The 21,538-nt window shown below is 67.3% G+C and carries 18 protein-coding genes and 1 pseudogene; 12 read left to right on the top strand and 7 right to left on the bottom strand.

The features are described 5' to 3' along the window. Positions 1-34: 34 nt before the first annotated feature. Entirely contained in the window at positions 35-634 is a 600-nt protein-coding gene (locus RHA1_RS31470; RefSeq protein WP_011598338.1) for a TetR/AcrR family transcriptional regulator, read from the bottom strand. 101 nt (positions 635-735) lie between these two features. Here RHA1_RS31470 and RHA1_RS31475 point away from each other — a divergent pair, with 101 nt between their 5' ends. Then, positions 736-1,299 carry an NAD(P)H-dependent oxidoreductase gene (locus RHA1_RS31475; protein ID WP_011598339.1) on the top strand — a complete coding sequence of 188 codons (564 nt, stop codon included), beginning with the start codon at positions 736-738 and terminating at the stop codon, positions 1,297-1,299. A 29-nt stretch (positions 1,300-1,328) separates the two neighbouring features. Here RHA1_RS31475 and RHA1_RS31480 read toward each other — a convergent pair whose 3' ends face one another. Both RHA1_RS31480 and RHA1_RS31485 read right to left on the bottom strand, forming a co-directional pair. Continuing rightward, on the bottom strand, positions 1,329-2,162 hold the full coding sequence (locus tag RHA1_RS31480) for a siderophore-interacting protein (RefSeq protein WP_050787433.1): 834 nt from the start codon (positions 2,160-2,162) through the stop codon (positions 1,329-1,331). Between the two features lie 217 nt (positions 2,163-2,379). Then, positions 2,380-4,191 (bottom strand): zinc ribbon domain-containing protein, encoded by a 1,812-nt coding sequence (locus tag RHA1_RS31485; protein ID WP_041812212.1) that lies wholly within the window; start codon positions 4,189-4,191, stop codon positions 2,380-2,382. Positions 4,192-5,232: 1,041 nt separating this feature from the next. Between RHA1_RS31485 and RHA1_RS31490 the strand changes: the two genes are divergently transcribed. From RHA1_RS31490 to nrdF, 4 genes are all read left to right on the top strand, one after another. Next, on the top strand, positions 5,233-5,466 hold the full coding sequence (locus RHA1_RS31490; RefSeq protein ID WP_005240286.1) for a redoxin NrdH: 234 nt from the start codon (positions 5,233-5,235) through the stop codon (positions 5,464-5,466). A gap of 88 nt (positions 5,467-5,554) precedes the next feature. Then, complete coding sequence (gene nrdI / locus RHA1_RS31495) at positions 5,555-6,031, top strand: class Ib ribonucleoside-diphosphate reductase assembly flavoprotein NrdI (RefSeq protein WP_005259574.1); 477 nt, start codon at positions 5,555-5,557, stop codon at positions 6,029-6,031. Further along, a complete protein-coding gene (gene nrdE, locus RHA1_RS31500) occupies positions 5,989-8,172 on the top strand; it encodes a class 1b ribonucleoside-diphosphate reductase subunit alpha (protein ID WP_009479636.1) in 2,184 nt (727 codons plus the stop codon). The genes nrdI and nrdE overlap by 43 nt, the downstream gene beginning before the upstream one ends. Positions 8,173-8,249: 77 nt before the next feature. Continuing rightward, the gene (gene nrdF, locus RHA1_RS31505; RefSeq protein ID WP_005240291.1) at positions 8,250-9,215 is read left to right on the top strand and encodes a class 1b ribonucleoside-diphosphate reductase subunit beta; all 966 of its coding nucleotides are present in this window, start codon (positions 8,250-8,252) and stop codon (positions 9,213-9,215) included. A gap of 121 nt (positions 9,216-9,336) precedes the next feature. On the opposite strand, the gene RHA1_RS31510 is transcribed toward nrdF, so the two are convergent. From RHA1_RS31510 to RHA1_RS31520, 3 genes are read right to left on the bottom strand one after another with little or no spacing between them, the layout of a single operon-like run. After that, positions 9,337-9,810: an NUDIX hydrolase gene (locus tag RHA1_RS31510; protein WP_011598343.1), complete on the bottom strand. Its 474-nt coding sequence runs from the start codon at positions 9,808-9,810 to the stop codon at positions 9,337-9,339. Between the two features lie 8 nt (positions 9,811-9,818). Next, a complete protein-coding gene (locus RHA1_RS31515; protein ID WP_011598344.1) occupies positions 9,819-10,883 on the bottom strand; it encodes an iron-siderophore ABC transporter substrate-binding protein in 1,065 nt (354 codons plus the stop codon). Between the two features lie 35 nt (positions 10,884-10,918). Further along, complete coding sequence (locus tag RHA1_RS31520) at positions 10,919-11,926, bottom strand: ABC transporter substrate-binding protein (RefSeq protein WP_011598345.1); 1,008 nt, start codon at positions 11,924-11,926, stop codon at positions 10,919-10,921. A gap of 302 nt (positions 11,927-12,228) precedes the next feature. On the opposite strand from RHA1_RS31520, the gene ctaD reads away from it, so the two are divergent. The 4 genes from ctaD to yczE all read left to right on the top strand — a co-directional run bounded on the left by ctaD (position 12,229) and on the right by yczE (position 16,898). Continuing rightward, positions 12,229-14,019: an aa3-type cytochrome oxidase subunit I gene (ctaD, locus tag RHA1_RS31525; protein WP_011598346.1), complete on the top strand. Its 1,791-nt coding sequence runs from the start codon at positions 12,229-12,231 to the stop codon at positions 14,017-14,019. Between the two features lie 104 nt (positions 14,020-14,123). Continuing rightward, positions 14,124-15,344 carry a phosphoserine phosphatase SerB gene (gene serB / locus RHA1_RS31530; RefSeq protein WP_011598347.1) on the top strand — a complete coding sequence of 407 codons (1,221 nt, stop codon included), beginning with the start codon at positions 14,124-14,126 and terminating at the stop codon, positions 15,342-15,344. Then, the gene (locus RHA1_RS31535; RefSeq protein WP_011598348.1) at positions 15,341-16,120 is read left to right on the top strand and encodes an aminoacyl-tRNA hydrolase; all 780 of its coding nucleotides are present in this window, start codon (positions 15,341-15,343) and stop codon (positions 16,118-16,120) included. The genes serB and RHA1_RS31535 overlap by 4 nt, the downstream gene beginning before the upstream one ends. Positions 16,121-16,196: 76 nt before the next feature. Next, complete coding sequence (gene yczE, locus RHA1_RS54005; protein ID WP_237726976.1) at positions 16,197-16,898, top strand: membrane protein YczE; 702 nt, start codon at positions 16,197-16,199, stop codon at positions 16,896-16,898. A gap of 17 nt (positions 16,899-16,915) precedes the next feature. Here the strand turns inward: yczE and glgX are convergent. After that, positions 16,916-18,880 (bottom strand): annotated as a pseudogene (gene glgX, locus RHA1_RS31545) (glycogen debranching protein GlgX); the annotation flags it as partial. 83 nt (positions 18,881-18,963) lie between these two features. On the opposite strand from glgX, the gene RHA1_RS31550 reads away from it, so the two are divergent. The 3 genes from RHA1_RS31550 (at position 18,964) to RHA1_RS31560 (ending at position 21,533) form a co-directional block, all read left to right on the top strand. Continuing rightward, positions 18,964-19,788, top strand: coding sequence for an ABC transporter ATP-binding protein (locus tag RHA1_RS31550; protein WP_009479645.1), 825 nt, complete (start codon positions 18,964-18,966; stop codon positions 19,786-19,788). A gap of 65 nt (positions 19,789-19,853) precedes the next feature. Further along, positions 19,854-20,696 (top strand): NUDIX hydrolase, encoded by an 843-nt coding sequence (locus RHA1_RS31555; protein WP_009479646.1) that lies wholly within the window; start codon positions 19,854-19,856, stop codon positions 20,694-20,696. Positions 20,697-20,753: 57 nt separating this feature from the next. Continuing rightward, positions 20,754-21,533 (top strand): enoyl-CoA hydratase/isomerase family protein, encoded by a 780-nt coding sequence (locus RHA1_RS31560; protein WP_011598351.1) that lies wholly within the window; start codon positions 20,754-20,756, stop codon positions 21,531-21,533. Positions 21,534-21,538: the final 5 nt, after the last annotated feature.

Raw genomic sequence — 21,538 nt, forward strand, 5'->3', positions numbered from 1 at the left:
TCCCCGAGGTTAGACAAATTGTCCGGATTCTGGATCAACATCGGGTGACGCGCCGGATCAGGTCCTCCCATGCGGCGCCGAGCCGTTCGACGGACATCCCGAGGTCGCGCAATTCGTGCAGTACCAGCGTGGCCTCGAGGGGTGCGAGCAGTGAACAGGCGAGCAGTTCGTGGTCGCACCGCACCCCGGCCGCGCGAAGCAGCGACACGACGTGGCGCACGGACACCGCCCGGGCGGGTGCGGCGAAACGGAACTCGACGGAGTTCTCGGCCGCGCGCTGGACCTCGCCCTGCACCTCCACGATTGCGATGCGCGCGTGCCCGTAGGCGATCAGCCGGTCGATCGGGTCGGCGCCCGGCCCGAGCGGCGGTGGACCGAACATGAACGACTGCTGGAGTTCCCGTTCGGTGTGGTCGAGGAGTGCGTGCATGAGGCCCGACCGACTGCCGAACCGGCGGAACACTGTGCCCTTGCCCACACCGGCCCTGCAGGCGACCGCGTCCATCGTGACGGCGTCGACGCCGCGTTCCGCGACCAGCAGGGCCGCAGCATCGAGCAGAAGACGCCGGTTGCGGGCGGCGTCTCCGCGTTCCGGGGGATCGACCCCGATCTGGGGTAGCAGGGGACTGGTCACGCTTCGCATCCTACCGTGACGGGAACATAAGTGGACCGCGGTCCGTTTAGTTGCTATACATGTTCACGAATCGCCCTACGCACCATCGAAGGATCATTGACATGTCACAGACCAACGTTCTCGTTCTCGTCGGCAGCCTGCGCGCCGCCTCGGTCAACCGTCAGCTCGCCGAGACCGCGACCGCCGTGGCGCCCGCGGGTGCCGAGGTGACCGTGTTCGACGGCCTCGGAGACGTCCCCTTCTACAACGAGGACATCGACGTCGCCGGTTCCATCCCCGCCGTCGAGGCGCTGCGTGAGGCCGCCGGCCGCGCCGACGCGCTCCTGCTTCTCACGCCCGAGTACAACGGCACCATCCCCGCCGTCCTCAAGAACGCCATCGACTGGATCTCCCGGCCGTACGGCACCGGAGCCGTGAAGGACAAGCCCGTCGCCGTCATCAGCGCCTCGCCCAGCGGCAACGGTGCACAGTGGGCGCACGAGGACACCCGCAAGGCCGTCCGCATCGCCGGCGGCAAGGTTCTCGAGGACGTCACCCTCGCCATCGGCGGCACCATCGACAAGTTCGGTGACCGGCACCCGCGCGAGAACGCCGAGGTCGCGCAGCAGGTCGCCGACGTCGTCGCCAGCCTCGTCGACGCCACGAAGCAGCTCGTCGACGCCTGACGATCCGCTCGCACGCGCCGCCGTCGCCGCTACAGCCCGGTCCGATCCAGGGCTGCGTCGACGGCGTCGCGCACCGAGTCGAAGTCGTCACCGGCCGCCAGGGCGCAGTCCCTGGCGGCTTCTATCTGTTCACGCACCGTCTCGTACCGCGCGACCCACTCCTCCTTGTTGTCGCGCCAGTAACCGATGACGTCGTATCGGTCCGAGTCCCAGTCCAGGTCGTGGCGCAACCAGCGCCGCACCACCCGCGACGCCTTCGCCTCGCCCGCGAACCACACGTATCCCGGTCCATCCGGTCGCGACCAGTCGCGGGCCGCGTCGGCGAGCAGACTGTCGCCGGCGCCGTTGCCGCTCCCGTCCAGCCACGTGACGGTCACCCCGGCATCGGTGGCGAACTGCTGTCGGTCCTCGGGGGTCGTGACCTCCGCGATGACGTGCACCCGCGACGAGCCGGGTAGTTCCTCGAGTATCCGGCCGACGGCGGGCAGTGCCGTCATGTCGGCGAGGAGGAGTTGCCACTCGGCGTCGGCGGGTGGCGCGTGCCACCCCGAGGCGGTGGAGAAGCCGAGCGTCTCACCCGGGCGCGCGCGTGCGGCCCAGTGCGCCGCGGTTCCGCCCGCGTGGACGGCGAAATCGATGTCCATCTCCAGGGCGTCCGGGTCCCAGCGGCGGACGGTGTAGCTGCGCTTCTCCGCGCCGTCCGGGGGGAAGGCCAGGAGCAGGCGCTCGTCCGGCCGACCGCTGGACTCGAATCGACCGAGATCTCCGCCCGCGAGGGTGATCCTCTGCATATTCGGCGTCACCCGCGTCGTGCGCGCCACGGATGCCGACCAGGCGAGGTGGTCCAGGGGGTCGTCGGACATGCGCTCACGGTACCGGGACCGGCAGGCAGCTACCGGTCGGCAAGCATGGCGAGCGCGTCGTGTGCGACGCCCCGGCGTGCCCGGCCGCGCGCGGTCGGGGAGCGGCGCCTCCGGGTGGGACGAGGGCTGCGCTCGGAGGGGGCCGACGTCGTCCCGCGGAGTCGTCTCCGGCCGGTGCGGGCGGTGCTCTCCCGAAGGACGTAAGCTCCCGGAGCGTCTACGTAGACCTCATACCATCCGCCACTGGTGTGGCGGGCGTCTGAGATGTACGTGTGTCACGGCTACCCGCATCACCGTGCGGTGGTGTGGGTTGGACCGTGTCCCACACCGACGCTTGTGGTGCAGGAACATGCTGTTTCGGAGTCACCCCCAACCGCGGCGTCACGGTGGGCAGGCTGCGGCGGACCCGGCGATGCCGGGGCCTGCTCGGGGTCGGACCGGTTTTGTCGCGCGATGGCCGGACCGGCGCGTGTTCGGCGACCCGGACGGCGGGCAGCTGCCCCCGCCGGCGGGTGACGTTGTTCTTGCCGAGCAGTGCGCGTTTGGCCAGGTTCACCCCGGCGAGGTGGTCGCGGTTGCCACCGACCCGGCAGCCCGGGCACCACGCGTCGTGATAGCCGCCGGGACGGGCAAGTGGTTCGTCGCAGCCCGGACACAATGCCGAGGAGCCTCGGGCGGGCACCGAGACCACCGTGATGCCGGCACCGGCGGCGGTGTGCGCGAGGGCGGCGACCGCTTGGCGGCGGGCGGACTGCGCGGCCCGGTTGTTGTTGACCCGGCCGTGTCCGCGGGTCTCGAGGGTGCTGAGATCTTCCACCGCGATCACCTGCGCTCCGGCGGTGGTGGCGTAGTCGGTGACCTGGCAGGCGAAGTGGAACGCGAGTTCCCGGTTGATCTTCCCCCGCTTGGCACCCACCGCGGTGCGGTGTTCGTCGAGGACGGCGATCTTCGCCTCCAGCTGGGCGCGGACCTCCGGTGGGGCGGTGGCGGCCAGCCGGGTCAGCCGGGCGGCCTTGGCGTGCAGCAGCTGCCCCTCGGCCTGCAGGCGCGCCAGTTTGATTCCGAGGCCCCGGTCGTCGTAGGTGAAGCCCCGGTAATCCGACACCAGCCCCTCCGGGCTGTCGGTGGTGATGGCGGCGGCACCGAGCGTGGACGGGGACCAATCCACGCCCACCGCGACCGCGGCCGAGTCCAGGTCGCCTGCCGGGACGAGTTCGGTCGCGGCGCACCGCCACAACAGACCCCGGCGGTCGAGGACCAGGATCGGCAGATGCCAATCGATGACAGGCCGGCCGCACAGGTGCGCGGGGATGGCCGCGGTCAGCCGCACCCGCCGCCACTGCGCCCGCCCCACCAGCGCGGGACAGGTCGGCAGCTTCACCGTCAACACCAGCTCATGCTCTGCGACGGTGACGGCAAGCTGCGCGAGCTGCCGATCGGCGGCCGACAGTCGGGCCATCGACGCGATCTGCGGTGGTCCCTGCAGGTCGGTGATCCGCAACCGGCCGGCCGGTGCCCCGCCACTGGAGCGGGCGCGTGCGGCGAGCTGGCGCCGCACACCCCGAGCGAAACCCGAGGGCACAGAGTCGCCCGGCTCGGTGGGTGCGGTCAGACGACCGGTGGCCGGGTCGAATCGGGTCGACAGTGCCGCGATCGCGGTGTCCCGGTAGGTCAGGCTCCGCAGGGTTGCCAGCACCTGCGCGGTCACCACCCGGCTCACCCGCGACGGCACATAGACCCCGTCCGGATAGAACGGATCCCAGCCGAGCCGCGCCGCGGCGACATGACCCTGTGCGGGCAGCCTGCGGTCCTGGCGGTCACGGCCGGCGGCGAGCACGTCGAACGTCGCCGGCCGCCACAGCCGCGACACCAACTCGGCGCCAGCACCTGCAATCAGATCGAGCAGCCACCCCACCCGGGTGTCGACGTCATCGAGGCCGATCCGCTCACCGGTCGCGTCGTCGACCGCCACGTGGGCGCGGGTGGTGAACGCGAACTGCCGCGGCACAGTCGATCCCGGCCCGGTCATAGCCGGCACAATTCGGGATCGGTCAGCACCTTCACGTTCCCACACGCGCGGACCATGATGCACCAGCCGTCCGCCGGCACCGCCGGTGACAAGAACCCGCGAACGCCCGAGATGCTCACCGGTTAACCCATTCCCAACCCTGCCGCGGCGTCGTGGCTGCCTGATCGTAATCGAGCAGCCAGCGGGCGCGCGTGCAACGTAGCAAGACTGTCGAGCGGGAGACCCCGTCGTTGATTCTGTTTCGACCACAGCGCCCAGAGAACCGGCCGGACAACGATGCCGGCACCGCCCTGACGTCATCCATCAACCCTCCCACCAGCGATCTGTCGCTCCTGTCTCGTACGACCTTGACTGTAACGCCGGCCTCCGACAAGTACCGCCCGATCCAGCCCACCGGCGAACTGGGCCAATCGATCTCGCCACACCACCCGCACCGCCGTGAACCGACCCTCGGCCGCGTCGTCGAGCATCCGGCCCAACCCCGCCCGCTGCCCCCGCCGACCCGGGCCCGCACTCCCCCATCCGGGCGGCCTGCCCTGATAGGAGTCGAGGTCCGCGCGGTCAAAGATTCGGTGACCCGAACCGGTGCACCCAGAAGGCCACCGGCCCTACCTGCCGCCTTGCGCACCCAACCACCGACATCCCAAGTCGCCTCACCAATTCACACCGGCAGACCAGTGTCAGAACCTATCGATTAGATTAGATATATCGGCAACAGCTGAAAGCCTCCAGTGCGGGAGCGCGATGCGAGGGGTGTTCCGCGTCACGCCGAAAATGTGATGTGCGACACGCCGGAGCGAGCGCGAAATTTATGGTTCGCGGGATGACGACCTGGGAATTTCATCAATGTGACTCACAACATCTCGGGTTAAGTGTTTCTGTCGGCCACTAGGTGTAGTGTCTTGAGCACTGAGAGACCACAACGAGAACCGACTCGGTGAGCATCTCCATCGGGGGTCACCGCCATCTCGATCCGGGGAAGTCTCAGTGCGCTGAACACACACTTCGTCAGCTCCATTCGGCAGTGGAAAGAGGGACTTCATGAGCATCACCGTCTACACCAAGCCCGCTTGCGTTCAGTGCAATGCCACCTACCGGGCCCTCGACAAGGCGGGTATCGAATACTCCGTTGTCGACATCACCGAAGACCCCGAAGCCCGGGACTACGTCATGGCACTGGGATACCTGCAGGCGCCCGTGATCGTGGCTGGTGACGAACACTGGTCGGGCTTCCGCCCCGACCGCATCAAGACCCTCTCGGCAAACGCTGCTTGAAGCGAGGCGATCGCACCGCCCGAGGCGGAGATCGAACCGATTCCCGGGCGGCAGTAAACGGTAGTACTAGTCCAGATGGTGGAAACCGATGACATCGCTGGTGTACTTCTCCAGCGCGTCGGAGAACACGCACCGATTCGTCCAGCGGCTCGGGCTGCCTGCGACGCGCATACCCATTCACGACCGTGAGGGGACCTTCGAGGTTCGCGAACCCTACGTGCTGATCGTCCCCACCTATGGCGGGGGAACGACGGCCATGGGCCGCGACACCAGTTACGTCCCGAAGCCGGTCATCCGATTTCTCAACAACACGCACAACAGGTCGCTGATCCGAGCAGTGATCGCGGCAGGAAACACCAATTTCGGTGAATCCTATTGCTTTGCAGGAAACATCATTTCTCAGAAATGCCACGTTCCCTACCTCTACCGCTTCGAACTCATGGGCACAGCCGAGGACGTCGAGCGGGTCAGGGCCGGTCTGGGTGAATTCTGGGATCACTTAGACGACGAGGAGCACGAGAAGTGGCGCCGACCATCACAGACACCATCGACGCGGGGAGCGTAGAGCGCGACGCGCGCGGTGGAGACTCGACGAACGGTCTCGATTACCACGCACTCAACGCCATGCTCAACCTGTACGGCCCCAACGGTGAGATCCAGTTCGACAAGGACGTCGCCGCCGCCCGCCAGTACTTCCTGCAGCACGTCAACCAGAACACCGTCTTCTTCCACAACCTGGACGAGAAGCTCGACTACCTCGTGGAGGAGAACTACTACGAGCCCGAGGTCCTCGACCAGTACTCGCGCGCGTTCGTGAAGTCGCTGATCGATCACGCCTACGCCAAGAAGTTCCGCTTCCCGACGTTCCTGGGCGCGTTCAAGTACTACACCTCGTACACGCTGAAGACGTTCGACGGCAAGCGCTACCTGGAGCGGTTCGAGGACCGTGTCTGCATGGTCGCGCTCACGCTCGCCGCCGGCGACGAAGAGCTGGCGACCAAGCTCGTCGACGAGATCATTGCCGGCCGGTTTCAGCCCGCCACCCCCACGTTCCTCAACTCCGGCAAGAAGCAGCGCGGCGAGCCCGTGTCCTGCTTCCTGCTGCGTATCGAGGACAACATGGAGTCGATCGGCCGCTCCATCAACTCCGCCCTGCAGCTGTCCAAGCGCGGCGGCGGAGTTGCGTTGCTGCTCAGCAACGTTCGCGAGCACGGTGCCCCGATCAAGAAGATCGAGAACCAGAGCTCCGGTGTCATCCCGATCATGAAGCTGCTCGAGGATTCCTTCTCGTACGCCAACCAGCTCGGCGCGCGTCAGGGCGCGGGCGCGGTGTACCTGCACGCGCACCACCCGGACATCTACCGCTTCCTCGACACCAAGCGGGAGAACGCCGACGAGAAGATCCGCATCAAGACGCTGTCGCTGGGTGTGGTCATCCCGGACATCACGTTCGAGCTGGCGAAGAAGAACGAGGACATGTACCTGTTCTCGCCGTACGACGTCGAGCGCATCTACGGTGTCCCGTTCGCGGACGTCAACGTCACCGAGAAGTACTACGAGATGGTCGACGACAAGCGGATCCGCAAGTCGAAGATCAAGGCGCGCGAATTCTTCCAGACCATCGCCGAGCTGCAGTTCGAGTCGGGCTACCCGTACATCATGTTCGAGGACACGGTGAACCGGGCCAACCCCATCGAGGGCAAGATCACCCACTCCAACCTGTGCTCGGAGATCCTGCAGGTCTCGACGCCGTCGCTGTTCAACGACGATCTCTCCTACAGCGAGGTCGGCAAGGACATCTCCTGCAACCTCGGTTCGCTGAACATCGCGAAGACCATGGACTCGCCCGACTTCGCACGCACCATCGAGGTGTCGATCCGCGCCCTCACCGCGGTGTCCGATCAGACGCACATCTACTCGGTCCCGTCGATCGAGCAGGGCAACAACGACTCTCACGCCATCGGCCTCGGGCAGATGAACCTGCACGGGTACCTGGCCCGTGAGCGGATCTACTACGGCTCCGACGAAGGCATCGACTTCACGAACATCTACTTCTACACCGTCGTGTTCCACGCGGTGCGGGCGTCCAACCGGATCGCCATCGAGCGGGGCACCCACTTCAAGGGCTTCCCGCAGTCCAAGTACGCGTCCGGCGAGTACTTCGACAAGTACACCGATCAGGTGTGGGAACCGAAGACGGAGCGGGTGCGTCAGCTGTTCGCCGAGTCCGGTGTGCACATCCCGACGCAGGACGACTGGCGCGAGCTGAAGGCGTCCGTGCAGAAGTACGGCATCTACAACCAGAACCTGCAGGCCGTCCCGCCGACGGGCTCGATCTCGTACATCAACTACTCCACCAGCTCCATCCACCCGGTGGCGTCGAAGATCGAGATCCGCAAGGAAGGCAAGATCGGCCGCGTCTACTACCCGGCGCCCTACCTGACCAACGACAACCTGGAGTACTACCAGGATGCCTACGAGATCGGGTACGAGAAGATCGTCGACACCTATGCCGCGGCGACGCAGCACGTCGACCAGGGGCTGTCGCTGACGCTGTTCTTCAAGGACACCGCCACCACCCGCGACATCAACAAGGCGCAGATCTACGCGTGGCGCAAGGGCATCAAGACGCTGTACTACATCCGGCTGCGTCAGATGGCTCTGGAGGGTACCGAGGTCGAAGGTTGCGTTTCCTGCATGCTGTAGGCGGCTCCGCCGCCCGTGAGTACTTATTAACCGCCGGCGGTTAATAAGTACTCACAGCCGAACGAAGTGAGGAATCAATGGTCAAGCTGGTGAGTCGCGTATCCGCGATCAACTGGAACCGCGTCCAGGACGAGAAGGACGCCGAGGTGTGGGACCGTCTCGTCGGCAACTTCTGGCTGCCCGAAAAGGTGCCGGTGTCCAACGACATCCCGTCGTGGGGGACGCTCACGCCGCAGGAGAAGCAGCTCACGATGCGGGTGTTCACGGGGCTGACGCTCCTCGACACCATTCAGGGCACCGTGGGCGCCGTCAGCCTCATCCCCGACGCCATCACCCCGCACGAAGAAGCGGTGTACACCAACATCGCGTTCATGGAGTCGGTGCACGCCAAGAGCTACAGCTCGATCTTCTCGACGCTGTGCTCCACCCGCGACATCGACGACGCCTTCCGCTGGTCCGAGGAGAACCCGAACCTGCAGCGCAAGGCCGAGATCGTCATGGACTACTACCAGGGCGACGAGCCGCTCAAGCGCAAGGTGGCTTCCACCCTGCTCGAGAGCTTCCTGTTCTACTCCGGCTTCTACCTGCCGATGTACTGGTCGTCGCGGGCGAAGCTCACCAACACCGCCGACCTCATCCGCCTCATCATCCGTGACGAGGCCGTGCACGGGTACTACATCGGCTACAAGTACCAGAAGGGCCTCGAGCAGCTCACCGAGGCCGAGCGCGACGACCTCAAGAACTACACGTTCGAGTTGCTCTTCGAGCTCTACGACAACGAGGTCGACTACACCCAGGACCTCTACGACGAGGTGGGCCTCACCGAGGACGTCAAGAAGTTCCTGCGGTACAACGCGAACAAGGCGCTGATGAACCTCGGCTACGAGGGTCTGTTCCCGAAGGACGAGACGGACGTCAACCCGGCGATCCTGTCGGCGCTCTCACCCAACGCGGACGAGAATCACGACTTCTTCTCCGGCTCGGGCAGCTCCTACGTCATCGGCAAGGCCGTCAACACCGAAGACGAGGACTGGGACTTCTAGAGCGACCCGCTCGCGCTTCTAGAGCGACCCGCTCGCGACTTCTAGAGCCGGCCCAGGCCTGTCGCCCGATGTCACACCTGTTCAGTTCGACTGCACCGGTGTGACATCGGGCGAACTGCGTTCAGCGGCGGAACCACGCCTCGGGCTCGTCCTGCAGGGCCTTGTCGAGCCGCAGTCGCGACGACGAGGTGAGATCCGGCGGCAGTTCGTCGGGGGAGAACCAGGCGACGTCGTGGTTCTCGTCGTCCGACACCGTTGCCTGCCCGCCGACGTACCGCGCGAGGAAGCACACGTCCAGATACTGCGCGACGTCGCCGTTGGGGTAGGTGATCGGGTCGGTGACGTCGACGCTCGTGATCCGGACCAGTTCCGCGAGCACGCCGGTTTCTTCGCGTACCTCACGCAGCGCCGCGGGTCCGGGTTCCTCCCCGGGTTCGAGGATGCCGGACACGACGGCCCATTTGCCGTTGTCGACGCGCCGGGTCAGCAGCACCCGGCCGTCGGCGTCGCGCACCACGACACTGACCCCGGACAGCCACAGCGGCGCAGTGCCGACGTGGCCGCGCAGGGCGGTGACGAACTCGGGGACAGGCACCGGGCCTCCTAGCCGACGTAGCCGTTCAGCGTGTTCCGCAGGTCGGTGAGCATCGCGCGCGCGGCGACGACACCGTTTCCGCCCCACACGTCACCCTCCACAGCGAAGACCCGCTTGTCGGAGGCCGCCTCGAGGTCTTCCCATGCCTCACCGGACATGACGTCCTCCGCGTGCGCGGTGCCCTCCTCGCCGTCCAGGACGGCGTAGATGAGGTCGCCCTCGGCCTGGTCGATGTCGGATTCGGTGATCGGTTCGGTGACTGCGCCGTCGAGGTTCTGATAGGCGGGCCGCCGCACTCCGGCGTCGGTGAGCACCTGGCCGGCGAACGTGGCCGGACCCTCGACCTCCATGCTGTCGGCGTCGAATCGGACGACGGACGCCTGTGTCTGCGCGGCATCGATGTCGACGCCGAGCTGCGTGGCGTCCTGCTGGTACTGCTCGAGTGCGGCCGTCGCCGCGTCGGCCCGGCCCAGGGCGTTGCCGGCGAGAAGGAACTGGGCCTTCCAGTACACGGGGTCGGAGCCGACGAACACGGTGGGCGCGATGGGGGAGAGCGCGCCGTACAGCTGGTCGGACGCCGGACTCGATCCGAGGATCAGGTCCGGGTCCGCCTGCGCGATCTTGTTCACATCCGGGGCGTCGACGGATCCGACGCTCGGGATCTCGGAGATGCCCGTGCCGAGGTAGCCGGGCTGAGGCGAGTCCCCGTCGACGGTCGCCGCGCCGACCACGTTTTTCCACAGACCGAGTGCGCACACCGCGTCCAGTGCGGCGCTGTCGAGTACCACGATCCGCTGCGGATCGGACGGAACGTCGCTCTCGCCCTTCGTGTGGACCACCCGGTGCGTCGAGCCGGCCGCGAGTGCGGCGTCGACCGGGGCCGGCTCGGCGCAGGCGGTCGTGGTGTCCCGCTCGATGCCGACCACACCGGCTCCGGCGATCTGCGTGGTGGTCCGGACGATGGACGCTGCGGGATCGTCGTCGGACGGTTGAGAGCAGCCGGCGACTGCGAGCACAGCGACGGCGACGAGACCGGTGGACGCGCGGCGGGCGGAAAACCTACGAGGGGACAATTCGGCGACTTCCTGTGTGTGCGGGCGCGTTCAGGTTAGCCGCTGTGCTTGTCCACCCCGAACGTGTCCGACAGGTCGTCGAGGATGAGGTGCGCACCCTGGATGCTGACCGGCGACATCCAGCGGGCGTCGTCGACGTCGACCTTGCGTCCCTTCAGCGTCTGCCACAGCGGGCTCTCCAGGAACGGCTTCGCCGCTTCGGCGCTCTTGCCGGCCGGGTCCTGCCAGGTGCTGACGAAGATGGCGTCGCCCTCCGCCTCGCTGATCAGCTCGGGGCTGATGGCTTGCATGATGTTGTCGGGGTCGGCCGGATCGGGGCCCTGGCTCTGCGGACGAGCGAGCCCGGCGTCCGAGAGCACGATCCCGCTGAACGAGGTCGTGCGGTAGAGGCGTGCCGTCGGCTCGCCCGCGAACCGCACGACCGAGATCACCGGATTCGACGCCGTGTCGTTGATCTCCGCGCCGACGGCCGCGGCCCGCTCCTCGTAGGCGCCGATCTTCTGCTCCGCGAGTTCTTCCTTGCCCAGTGCCTTGCCGACGAGACGGATGTTGTCCTTCCACGTGGGCCCGGTCGTCTCGGTGAAGATGGTCGGCGCGATCGCGGATAGTTGCTCATAGTTCTTTCCGTCGCGCACCTCGGCGGAGATGATCAGGTCGGGTTGCAGCGCGGCGATCTGCTCGAGGCTCGCGGTGCTGACCTTGCCCACCGACTCGGCTTCCGCCGCGAACTCGTTCCGCGAGGAGCCGAGGTAGTCGGGGAGGCCGGGTTCGCGGTAGTCGACGTATCCGACGAGTGGCGCCTCGAGGAGGAGGACGGCGTCGGTGAAACTGTTGTCGAGTGCCACGATGCGCTGCGGTGCGGCCGGGATCTCGGTGCTGCCGCGAAAGTGGTCGACGGTGCGGGGGAACTGCCCGGTCGACGACGTGGTGCCGGACGCGGCGGGGGAGTCGTCGCCGCTGGAGCATGACGTGATCGAGAAAGTGGCTGCAGCGGCGAGTGCGACCGCGCCGGCGACTACCCGGCGTCGGGAGAGAACGTTCACATGGAGCTCCTGATCGAAAGTTAGGTGAGCGAAACCTTAGCACCGGGGTTCCGCGTGTCGGAGCCTCCGTGGATCCGCATCGACCGGTCACGTGCGACACGCCGGACCGCGTGACAGTGAGCACTCCCCGGCGCGACAAACCGCAGGTCGCATCCGCCACAATTTGCTCTGAGTCCGGGTAAGTACGACAGTGGGTAGGACCCAGTCGGAGGCCGCTCAGGGCACGGTCTACGATTCGATGAGCGCAAGCCAGAGACCGTTCGCCTCGCAGCCCGGGGACGGACGCGCATTCAGGAGGATCAGTGACTGCCGTAGCGCCCCAGCCAGTCCCCGCGATAGCTGCAGCCAGGCCTTACCCGCCGCGGCAGGGACCCAAGGGCTCGTTCATCTTCAAAATGATTACGACCACCGACCCCAAGGTGCTCGGAATCATGTACTTGACGACCTCGATCGCGTTCTTCCTCATCGGTGGTCTCATGGCCCTGATGATGCGCGCCGAGCTCGCTGTGCCCGGTATGCAGTTCTTGTCGAACGAGCAGTTCAACCAGCTGTTCACGATGCACGGCACGATCATGCTGCTGCTGTACGCGACGCCGATCGTGTTCGGGTTCGCCAACTACATCCTGCCGCTGCAGATCGGTGCCCCCGACGTGGCGTTCCCGCGACTCAACGCGTTCAGCTACTGGCTGTACGTGTTCGGCGCGATCATCACCACCGCAGGCTTCATCACCCCCGGCGGTGCCGCGGACTTCGGCTGGACCGCCTACACGCCCCTGACGAGTGCACTGCACTCCCCGGGCGTCGGCGCCGACCTCTGGGTCATGGGCCTCGCGGTCGCCGGCCTCGGCACCATCCTCGGTGGTGTCAACATGATCACCACCGTCATCTGCCTGCGTGCCCCCGGCATGACCATGTTCCGCATGCCGATCTTCACGTGGAACATCTTCATCACCAGCATCCTGATTCTGCTGGCGTTCCCTCTGCTGACCGCTGCATTCATGGGCCTGTTCGTGGACCGTCACCTCGGTGGCCACATCTTCGACCCGGCCACCGGCGGTGTGCTGCTGTGGCAGCACTTGTTCTGGTTCTTCGGCCACCCCGAGGTGTACATCATCGCGCTGCCGTTCTTCGGCATCGTCTCGGAGATCTTCCCGGTCTTCAGCCGTAAGCCCGTGTTCGGATACAGCGGCCTGGTCTACGCGACCCTGGCGATCGCCGCGCTCTCCATCGCGGTGTGGGCGCACCACATGTACGCCACCGGCGCCGTGCTGCTCCCGTACTTCTCGTTCATGACGTTCCTGATCGCCGTTCCTACGGGTGTGAAGATCTTCAACTGGATCGGAACCATGTGGAAGGGGCAGTTGACGTTCGAATCGCCGATGCTGTTCTCCATCGGCTTCCTGATCACGTTCCTCTTCGGTGGTCTGTCCGGCGTCATCCTCGCGAGCCCGCCGCTGGACTTCCACGTCACGGACACCTACTTCGTGGTCGCCCACTTCCACTACGTGGTCTTCGGCACCGTCGTGTTCGCCACGTACGCGGGCATCTACTTCTGGTTCCCGAAGATGACCGGACGCATGATGGACGAGCGTCTCGGCAAGTGGCACTTCTGGACCACGTTCATCGGCTTCCACGGCACGTTCCTCGTCCAGCACTGGCTGGGTAACGAAGGTATGCCGCGTCGTTACGCCGACTACCTGCCCTCGGACGGCTTCACATTCCTGAACACCTTCTCGACGATCTTCGCGTTCGTCCTCGGTGCCTCGACGCTGCCGTTCATCTGGAACGTCTTCAAGAGCTACCGGTACGGCGAAGTCGTGACCGTCGACGACCCGTGGGGTTACGGCAACTCCCTCGAGTGGGCCACCAGCTGCCCGCCGCCGCGGCACAACTTCACCGAACTGCCGCGCATCCGCTCCGAGCGTCCCGCGTTCGAGCTGCACTACCCGCACATGGTCGAGCGGATGAAGGCCGAGGCGCACGTCGGACCGGGCCACGGTGGCAAGCACGCCAGCACCGTGCTCGAGAAGGAACGCCACGAGCCGCTGACCGTCGGCGACGAAGGCGACCCCGGAACCGACACCGGCCGCTGACACATCAGTTTCGGAAAGGCCCCGCCCCCACACCGGGCGGGGCCTTTCAGTTGGCACAATGGGTGCCGGACAAGCCGCGCGAGCAACATGATCGGAGTACATCGGTGGGTGCAGCTGACACCACTGTTCTGGTGACCGTGACGGGCCCCGACCGACCCGGCGTCACCTCGGTGCTCTTCGGGTCGCTCTCCCGCCACGACGTGAGCCTTCTCGACGTGGAGCAGGTGGTGATTCGTGGGCGTCTGACCCTCGGTGTCCTGGTGGCCTGCCCCGAGAACGGGGAAGCGCTGCAGGAGGAACTCGAAGAGGCGATGGCCACCGTCGGGATGTCTGTGGACGTCGAGATCGGTGCCGATCCCGGCAGGCAGTCGCTGTCCACCCACGCCGTGGTCGTGCTCGGTAGTCCGGTGTCGGCTCGCGCACTGCGTTCGGTGGCGCGGGAGATGGCGACCCTCGGGGTCAACATCGACTCGATCCGCGGTGTCGCCGACTACCCGGTGACGGGCCTCGAACTTCTCGTGAGCGCTCCCGGCTCGGCGGAGGCGGACAAGAGTCTGCGCACCGTACTGGCAGAAGTGGCCGTGCGCGAGAACGTCGACATCGCCGTCGAGCGCGGGGGACTGGCCCGGCGCGCCAAACGGCTCATCGTGTTCGACGTCGACTCGACCCTCGTCCAGGGCGAGGTCATCGAGATGCTCGCCGCCCGGGCGGGCGTCGAGGACGAGGTCCGCGCCGTCACCGAAGCGGCGATGCGCGGCGAAATCGACTTCACCGAATCCCTGCATCAGCGGGTCGCAACGCTCGCCGGCCTCGACGCCTCCGTGATCGACGACGTCGCGGAAAACCTGGAACTGACACCGGGTGCCCGCACCACCATCCGGACGCTGCGCAGGCTCGGCTTCCACTGCGGCGTGGTGTCCGGCGGTTTCCGGCAGGTCATCGAGGGCCTGGCCCACGAACTGGAATTGGACTTCGTGCAGGCCAACACGCTGGAGATCGTGGACGGCAAGCTCACCGGCCGGGTGATCGGCGACATCGTGGACCGGGCCGCGAAGGCGACCGCACTGCGCAAGTTCGCCGCTCAGGTCGGGGTCCCGATGGAGCAGACGGTGGCGGTCGGCGACGGCGCCAACGACATCGACATGCTCAACGCGGCCGGACTGGGAATCGCGTTCAACGCCAAGCCCGCTCTGCGGGAGGTCGCGGACACCGCTCTGTCGCACCCCTTCCTCGACGCGGTGCTGTTCATCCTGGGGGTCACCCGAGACGAGGTCGAGGCCGCCGACGCGGTGGACGGCGTGGTGCGGCGCGTCCCGCTGTCGTGACGGAATCGCGCCGCGACGCGGCCGCCGGGGAGACCCGTGACGACGCCCTGTGGGCGGCGCGTCACGCCGTCCTCGCGGCCGGATACGGCGGACGGCCGGATCCGGACGACCCGGCGCAGGTTCTCGCCATGCCGATCGTGCTGCACATTCCGAAGGCCGACCCCCCGCCGCGTAGTGCTCTGCTCGAGGCTGCGGCGGCCGCGGCGGTGGCGTTGTGCCTCGACTCTCGCGTCGGCCCCGACGAGACGGGCGCGCCCGGACCGTGGCAGGAGGATTACCGCGCCTGGATCGGGTCCCGGATCCGCAAGGTGTCGCGGCGTGCGCGGGGAGCGGGGTGGCGTGCGGCGCAGGAGGTCGACGGGATCACCGTCGACGTCGACGGTGCGCAGGCCCGCGCACTCGTGCCCGTCGCCGTCGGCGCACTCGACCCCCGCATCCGGAAGTTGCAGATCGGCGGCACCGATCTCGAACACGACGACCCCGGGGAGATCCCGGGCGGGATTCCGGTGCTGTGGATCAACTCCGCCCTGGACATGACGGTGGGGAAGGCCGCGGCGCAGGTCGGTCACGCGTCGATGCTGCTCGCCGGTGCGATGACCACGGAGCAGGCACGCGCGTGGGCGGCCACCGGCTACCGCTGCGCAGTGCGGGATGCCGACGTCGGACTGTGGGAAGAGCTGACCATCGAGGTGGTGCGGGGCAGGGCGGTCGCGGTGCGCGACGCCGGTTTCACCGAGGTGGCTCCCGGATCGATGACCGTGATCGCCTGCCCCTGAGCGTCGACGCCTCGTCGGTCCAGTGCCTGCGTGGTGGCTATGGGATGCGGCAGGTTTTCCCGGAACACTGACGGTCATGCTCGCTCGACGCCTGATCGCACTGTTCGCCGGACTGTGGCTGTACGGCTTCTCGATGGCCATGATGATCACCGCCGGTCTCGGCCTCGACCCCTGGGATGTGTTCCATCAGGGGGTCGCGGATCGCACGCCACTCAGTTTCGGTGTGGTGACCGCGCTGACCGGTGTCGTGGTACTCGCACTCTGGATCCCGATCCGTCAGAAACCGGGATTCGGCACGATCGCCAATGTCGTGGTCATCGCCGTCTCGGTGGACACGTCGCTCGCGTTCCTCGAACCCGCCGACTCCCTTTTCGTGCGGATCGTGGTGATGCTCGGTGGCGTGGTCCTCAACGCGCTCGCCACCGTGCTGTACATCGGTGCGGGGATGGGCCCCGGACCGAGGGACGGTCTCATGACCGGTCTGGTCGCGCGGACCGGGCTGTCGGTGCGTGTGATCCGCACGTCGATCGAGGTGACCGTGCTGGCCACCGGCTGGTTGCTCGGCGGCACCGTCGGGGTGGGCACCGTCGTCTACGCGCTGGGCATCGGCCCGCTCATCCAGCTGATGATGCGCTTCGGCGGCATCTACCCGACCGCACGGAAGACGAGCAGCGTCGGACCGGACAGTGCGATCGTGGAGTCTCCCGAGATGGGGCCGCCTGGCGCGGGTGCGCCGTCGGGCGATGTCGAGTCGAATTCGGCGAGCACTGTCCCGTAGAACCATTCGGGGCAGCCCAAAGTAATCACGGCGGGTCCGCCCGAGTGGAAGACGAGAAGCCAACTGTCGTCGGTGAGCTGGCGCCCGTCCTCGGTGTGGGAGCGGATGTCGGATCCGTCGATCCACGCCTGGAGAGTGCGCCTGGAGTCGTCGTACCACGCGGGGTCGTCCATCTCGGCGCCGTCGGCGCCGAACCACACGAGGTCGGGATGGCCGGTGGGTGTGCGCCTGCCCTCGAAGAATTCCGGCTGGCGCAGGGCAGGGGAGGCGCGACGGAGGTCGAGGGCGCGGGTGACGAACGCGGTGAGAGTCGTGTCCCCGGTGCTCCAGTCGAGCGGCCAGGAGTCTTCACGCGGGGTGTCCTCGGGGACGCAGTACGCGTTGTTGTTGCCGCCGAGGGTGTGACCGAATTCGTCGCCGGCGGTGAACATCGGCGTGCCGGTCGACAGCGCGAGCGTGGCCAGGAGCGCGCGGACGTGCCGGGACCGCGTCTCGATGATCGACGGATCGTCGGTGGGGCCTTCGACGCCGTGGTCGACGGAGTCGTTGTGATCGGCGCCGTCCCGGTTGTCCTCGCCGTTGGCCTCGTTGTGTTTACGGACATACGACACGAGGTCCGCGGCGGTGAACCCGTCATGCGCAGTCACGAAATTGACGGACGCCCACGGCCGCCGGTTTCCGAACAGATCCTCGGAACCCGCCACCCGGGAGGCGAGATCGCGCACCCCGGTGCCGCCGTTCCAGAAACGTCGAACGGTATTGCGGTACTTGTCGTTCCATTCCGACCACTGGACGCCGAAGTGCCCGACCCGGTATCCGTCCGACGTGGCATCCCACGGTTCGGCGATCAGTTTGCACCGGGAGAGAACGGGATCCGCCGTGATCGCGGAGAAGATCGAAGCGCGGGAATCGAATCGGCCGCCACCGGGCCGGCCGAGAGCGGACGCGAGGTCGAACCGGAAGCCGTCGACCCCCATCTCGTGCGCCCAGTAGCGCAGGCTGTCGCCGATCATCCGGACGACGACGGGCGACTGTGCGTCGACGGTGTTCCCGCAACCGGTGATATCGATGTCGCGACCGTCGGAGTCGAGGAGGTAGTAGCCGGGGGCGTCGAGGCCGCGCCAGCTGAGGCTGATGCCGTCGACACCCTGTTCGCAAGTGTGGTTGTACACCACGTCGAGGATGACCTCGATCCCCGCGGCGTGCAGAGCGTCGACCATCGTGTGGAATTCGGTGATCTCCTCACCGGGCACCACCGCATAGCCCGGGTGGGGGGCGAAGAACGCCGCGGTGGAGTACCCCCAGTGGTTGCGCATGCCCCGCGAGCGGACGGTGGCCTCGGAGACGTACGCCTGGACGGGAAGCAGTTCGACCGCGGTTACGCCGAGGCGGACGAGATGGCCGACGACGGCGGGTTCGGCGAGACCCAGATACGTTCCGCGGTACTGCGGAGGCACGTCGGGGTGCCGCGCGGTGAACGATCCCACGTGAAGTTCGTAGACAACGGTTTCCTCCCACGGCCTTTCGATCCGCGGTCCGCTCGTGCGGGCGTGGTCGGCCGTGACCACCGACAGCGGTGTGTGGCCCAGGCTGTCGACGCGTGACGGGCCGCCGAACGGGTCGCCGTCGTGGGAGACGAGTGCGTCGTGGTCGCCGAGTTTTCCCGTGATGCGGGTCGCCCACGGATCCAGAAGCAGCTTGGCGGGGTTGAGGCGCACGCCGCGTGCGGGGTCCCAGCGTCCGTGCGTGCGGTAGCCGTAGCGCTGTCCCGCGCCGACGCCCTCGACGATGCCGTGCCAGATGCCGTACGTCCGCTGGACCAGATCGATCCGCATCTCGTCGCCGTCCCCGGAAATCAGGCACACCTGTACCAGTTCGGCGTCGGGAGCGTGAACAGCGAACTGCGTTCCGGTGCCACGCACTTTCGCTCCCAGGGGAAACGGTGATCCGGGCAGCCGCAGACTCGGCGGGAGCGACGACATCTTGCCGGGGTGCGAATCGATGTGAGGCGACACGCAACTGATCCTGCCGTGAATGCTCGGAAGATGTGCGGGAAGATGGGTGCGTGCATGAACCTGATCCTGATCTCCTCATCGAATTCGACGACGTTCTCCTCCGCCGCGGGGGCAACACTCTGGTGGGCCCGGTCACCTGGAAGGTGGAACTCGACGAACGATGGGTCGTCCTCGGACCGAATGGGGCAGGAAAGACGTCGTTGCTCCGGATCGCGGCCGCCGAACTGCATCCCACGAGCGGAAGCGCCTACCTTCTCGGCGAACGGCTCGGCCGCGTCGACATCAACGAACTGCGACCGCGGATCGGACTGTCCTCCTCGGCGCTCGCCAACCGGGTGCCGTCCGAGGAGATCGTGACCGATCTCGTCGTCTCCGCCGGCTACGCGGTGCTCGGGCGCTGGCGTGAGCGCTACGACGACATGGACACCGACCGTGCCGTCGAGATGCTCGAGAGCCTCGGCGCCGAGCACCTCGCGAAGCGCACGTACGGCACCCTGTCCGAGGGGGAGCGCAAACGCGTCCTCATCGCCCGTGCGCTGATGACCGACCCGGAACTGCTGCTGCTCGACGAGCCCGCCGCCGGTCTCGATCTCGGCGGGCGCGAGGAACTCGTCGCGCGCCTCACCGACCTCGCCGCCGACCCCGACGCCCCCGCGACGGTCCTCATCACCCACCACGTCGAGGAGATCCCGCCGGGATTTACTCATGCACTGCTCCTCAAGGAGGGGGAGGTGGTCTCGCAGGGGCTCCTGGATCAGGTCATCACGGCCGAGAACCTCAGCGAGGCGTTCAGCCAGTCCATCAGCCTCGACAAGGTCGACGGCCGCTTCTTCGCGCGGCGGACCCGCGTCCCCGGCGCGCACCGGCGGGGCTGAGGACCGGCGGTCACTCCGGGGGACCGACTGCGACCCGCGTCACCCGGCGGCGTAGGTTCCGAGACATGGTCTCGAAGCAAGAGCAGGCGCCCCGCGACAGTACCGACGTGGCACCCAAGGACGCGTCCACGGTCATCCTCATCCGTGACGCCGCGGCAGACGCCGCGGCGCCCGGCATCGAGGTGTTCCTCCTCCGCCGGGTGAAGGGGATGGCGTTCGCCGGCGGCATGACCGTGTTCCCCGGTGGCGGCGTCGACCCGTCGGACGCCGACGCCGAGGTCGACTGGGCGGGACCGTCCGTCGACTGGTGGGCCGCGCGGTTCTCCACCGACGCTGCGCGCGCGAAGGCACTCGTGTGTGCGGCGGTGCGCGAGACGTTCGAGGAATGCGGCGTGCTCCTCGCGGGACCGAGCGCGGACACGGTCGTGGCGGACACGTCCCGTTACGCGCAGTCCCGCACACAACTCGAGAAGCGCGAACTGTCGTTCAGCGACTTCCTGAAGCGCGAGAACCTCGTCCTGCGCGCCGACCTGCTGCGCCCCTGGGCCAACTGGATCACCCCGGTCGGCGAGGGCCGCCGCTACGACACGCGGTTCTTCGTGGCCGCCGCACCGCACGGCCAGATCGCGGACGGTGCGACGTCCGAGGCCGAGGAGGTGCGGTGGCAGAGTCCGGCTGCGGCGCTCGCGCACTGGCAGGGCGGCGGAAGCATCCTGCTGCCGCCGACGTGGAGTCAGCTCACGGCGCTCAGCGCGTTCGGCTCGGTCGCGGAGGTGCTGGCCGCGGAGCCGGAGATCCCGGTGATCCTGCCGACCCTGATCACGGACGAGGAGCAACTCCGCGTGGAGTTCCCGGGGCAGGACGGCTACTACGAAGCCGGTCCGCACCCGTGGGCGTCCCGCGACTGATCGGGATGCGGCGGGCCGCGAAACCGGGTCGGAGGCAGACAAGTAGCCTTTTGCCTCATGGCTGAGTTTGTCACTCTCGAGGTATCCGAAGGCATCGGCACGATCCGGCTCGCGCGCCCCCCGATGAACGCCCTGAACCGTCAGGTTCAGCAGGAGTTGCGGGCAGCGGCGCGGGCGGCGACCGTCGACGCCGACGTGAAGGCCGTCATCGTCTACGGCGGCGAGAAGGTCTTCGCTGCGGGCGCGGACGTGAAGGAAATGTCCGAGATGACCTTCGGGCAGATGTCCGACGTGATCGGCGACCTGCAGTCGGATCTCGCGGCGGTCTCCGAGATCCCGAAGCCCACCGTCGCCGCCATCGCGGGGTACGCGCTCGGCGGCGGCCTGGAGGTCGCGCTGTCGGCGGACCGACGTATCGCGGGCGACAACGCCAAGCTCGGTGTGCCGGAGATCCTGCTCGGCGTCATTCCCGGCGGTGGCGGCACCCAGCGTCTGGCCCGGCTGATCGGACCGTCCAAGGCCAAGGATCTGCTGTTCACGGGCCGGTTCGTCGACGCCGAGGAGGCCCTCGCGATCGGGCTGGTCGACGAGGTCGTGGCGCCGGACGACGTGTACGAGGCTGCCCGTCGGTGGGCGTCGCAGTTCACGAAGGGTGCGGGCCGTGCCCTGGCCGCGGCGAAGGCCGCCGTCGACCGTGGGCTGGACGTCGACCTCACGACAGGGCTCGCGGTGGAGCGTCAGCTGTTCACCTCACTGTTCGCCACCCAGGACCGCAAGATCGGGATGGAATCGTTCATCGAGAACGGCCCAGGTAAGGCTCAGTTCACGGGCGAGTAGTCTGG

Origin of the sequence: Rhodococcus jostii RHA1, from assembly GCF_000014565.1 — a bacterium.
Classification (GTDB): domain Bacteria; phylum Actinomycetota; class Actinomycetes; order Mycobacteriales; family Mycobacteriaceae; genus Rhodococcus_F; species Rhodococcus_F jostii_A.

Coding starts and splice junctions, on each gene's coding strand:
- nrdF (WP_005240291.1), top strand. CDS start 8,250: ATGGTCAAGCTGGTGAGTCGCGTATCCGCGATCAACTGGAACCGCGTC.
- RHA1_RS31475 (WP_011598339.1), top strand. CDS start 736: ATGTCACAGACCAACGTTCTCGTTCTCGTCGGCAGCCTGCGCGCCGCC.
- yczE (WP_237726976.1), top strand. CDS start 16,197: ATGCTCGCTCGACGCCTGATCGCACTGTTCGCCGGACTGTGGCTGTAC.
- RHA1_RS31560 (WP_011598351.1), top strand. CDS start 20,754: ATGGCTGAGTTTGTCACTCTCGAGGTATCCGAAGGCATCGGCACGATC.
- RHA1_RS31480 (WP_050787433.1), bottom strand. CDS start 2,162: ATGTCCGACGACCCCCTGGACCACCTCGCCTGGTCGGCATCCGTGGCG.
- RHA1_RS31555 (WP_009479646.1), top strand. CDS start 19,854: ATGGTCTCGAAGCAAGAGCAGGCGCCCCGCGACAGTACCGACGTGGCA.
- RHA1_RS31490 (WP_005240286.1), top strand. CDS start 5,233: ATGAGCATCACCGTCTACACCAAGCCCGCTTGCGTTCAGTGCAATGCC.
- nrdI (WP_005259574.1), top strand. CDS start 5,555: ATGACATCGCTGGTGTACTTCTCCAGCGCGTCGGAGAACACGCACCGA.
- RHA1_RS31485 (WP_041812212.1), bottom strand. CDS start 4,191: ATGACCGGGCCGGGATCGACTGTGCCGCGGCAGTTCGCGTTCACCACC.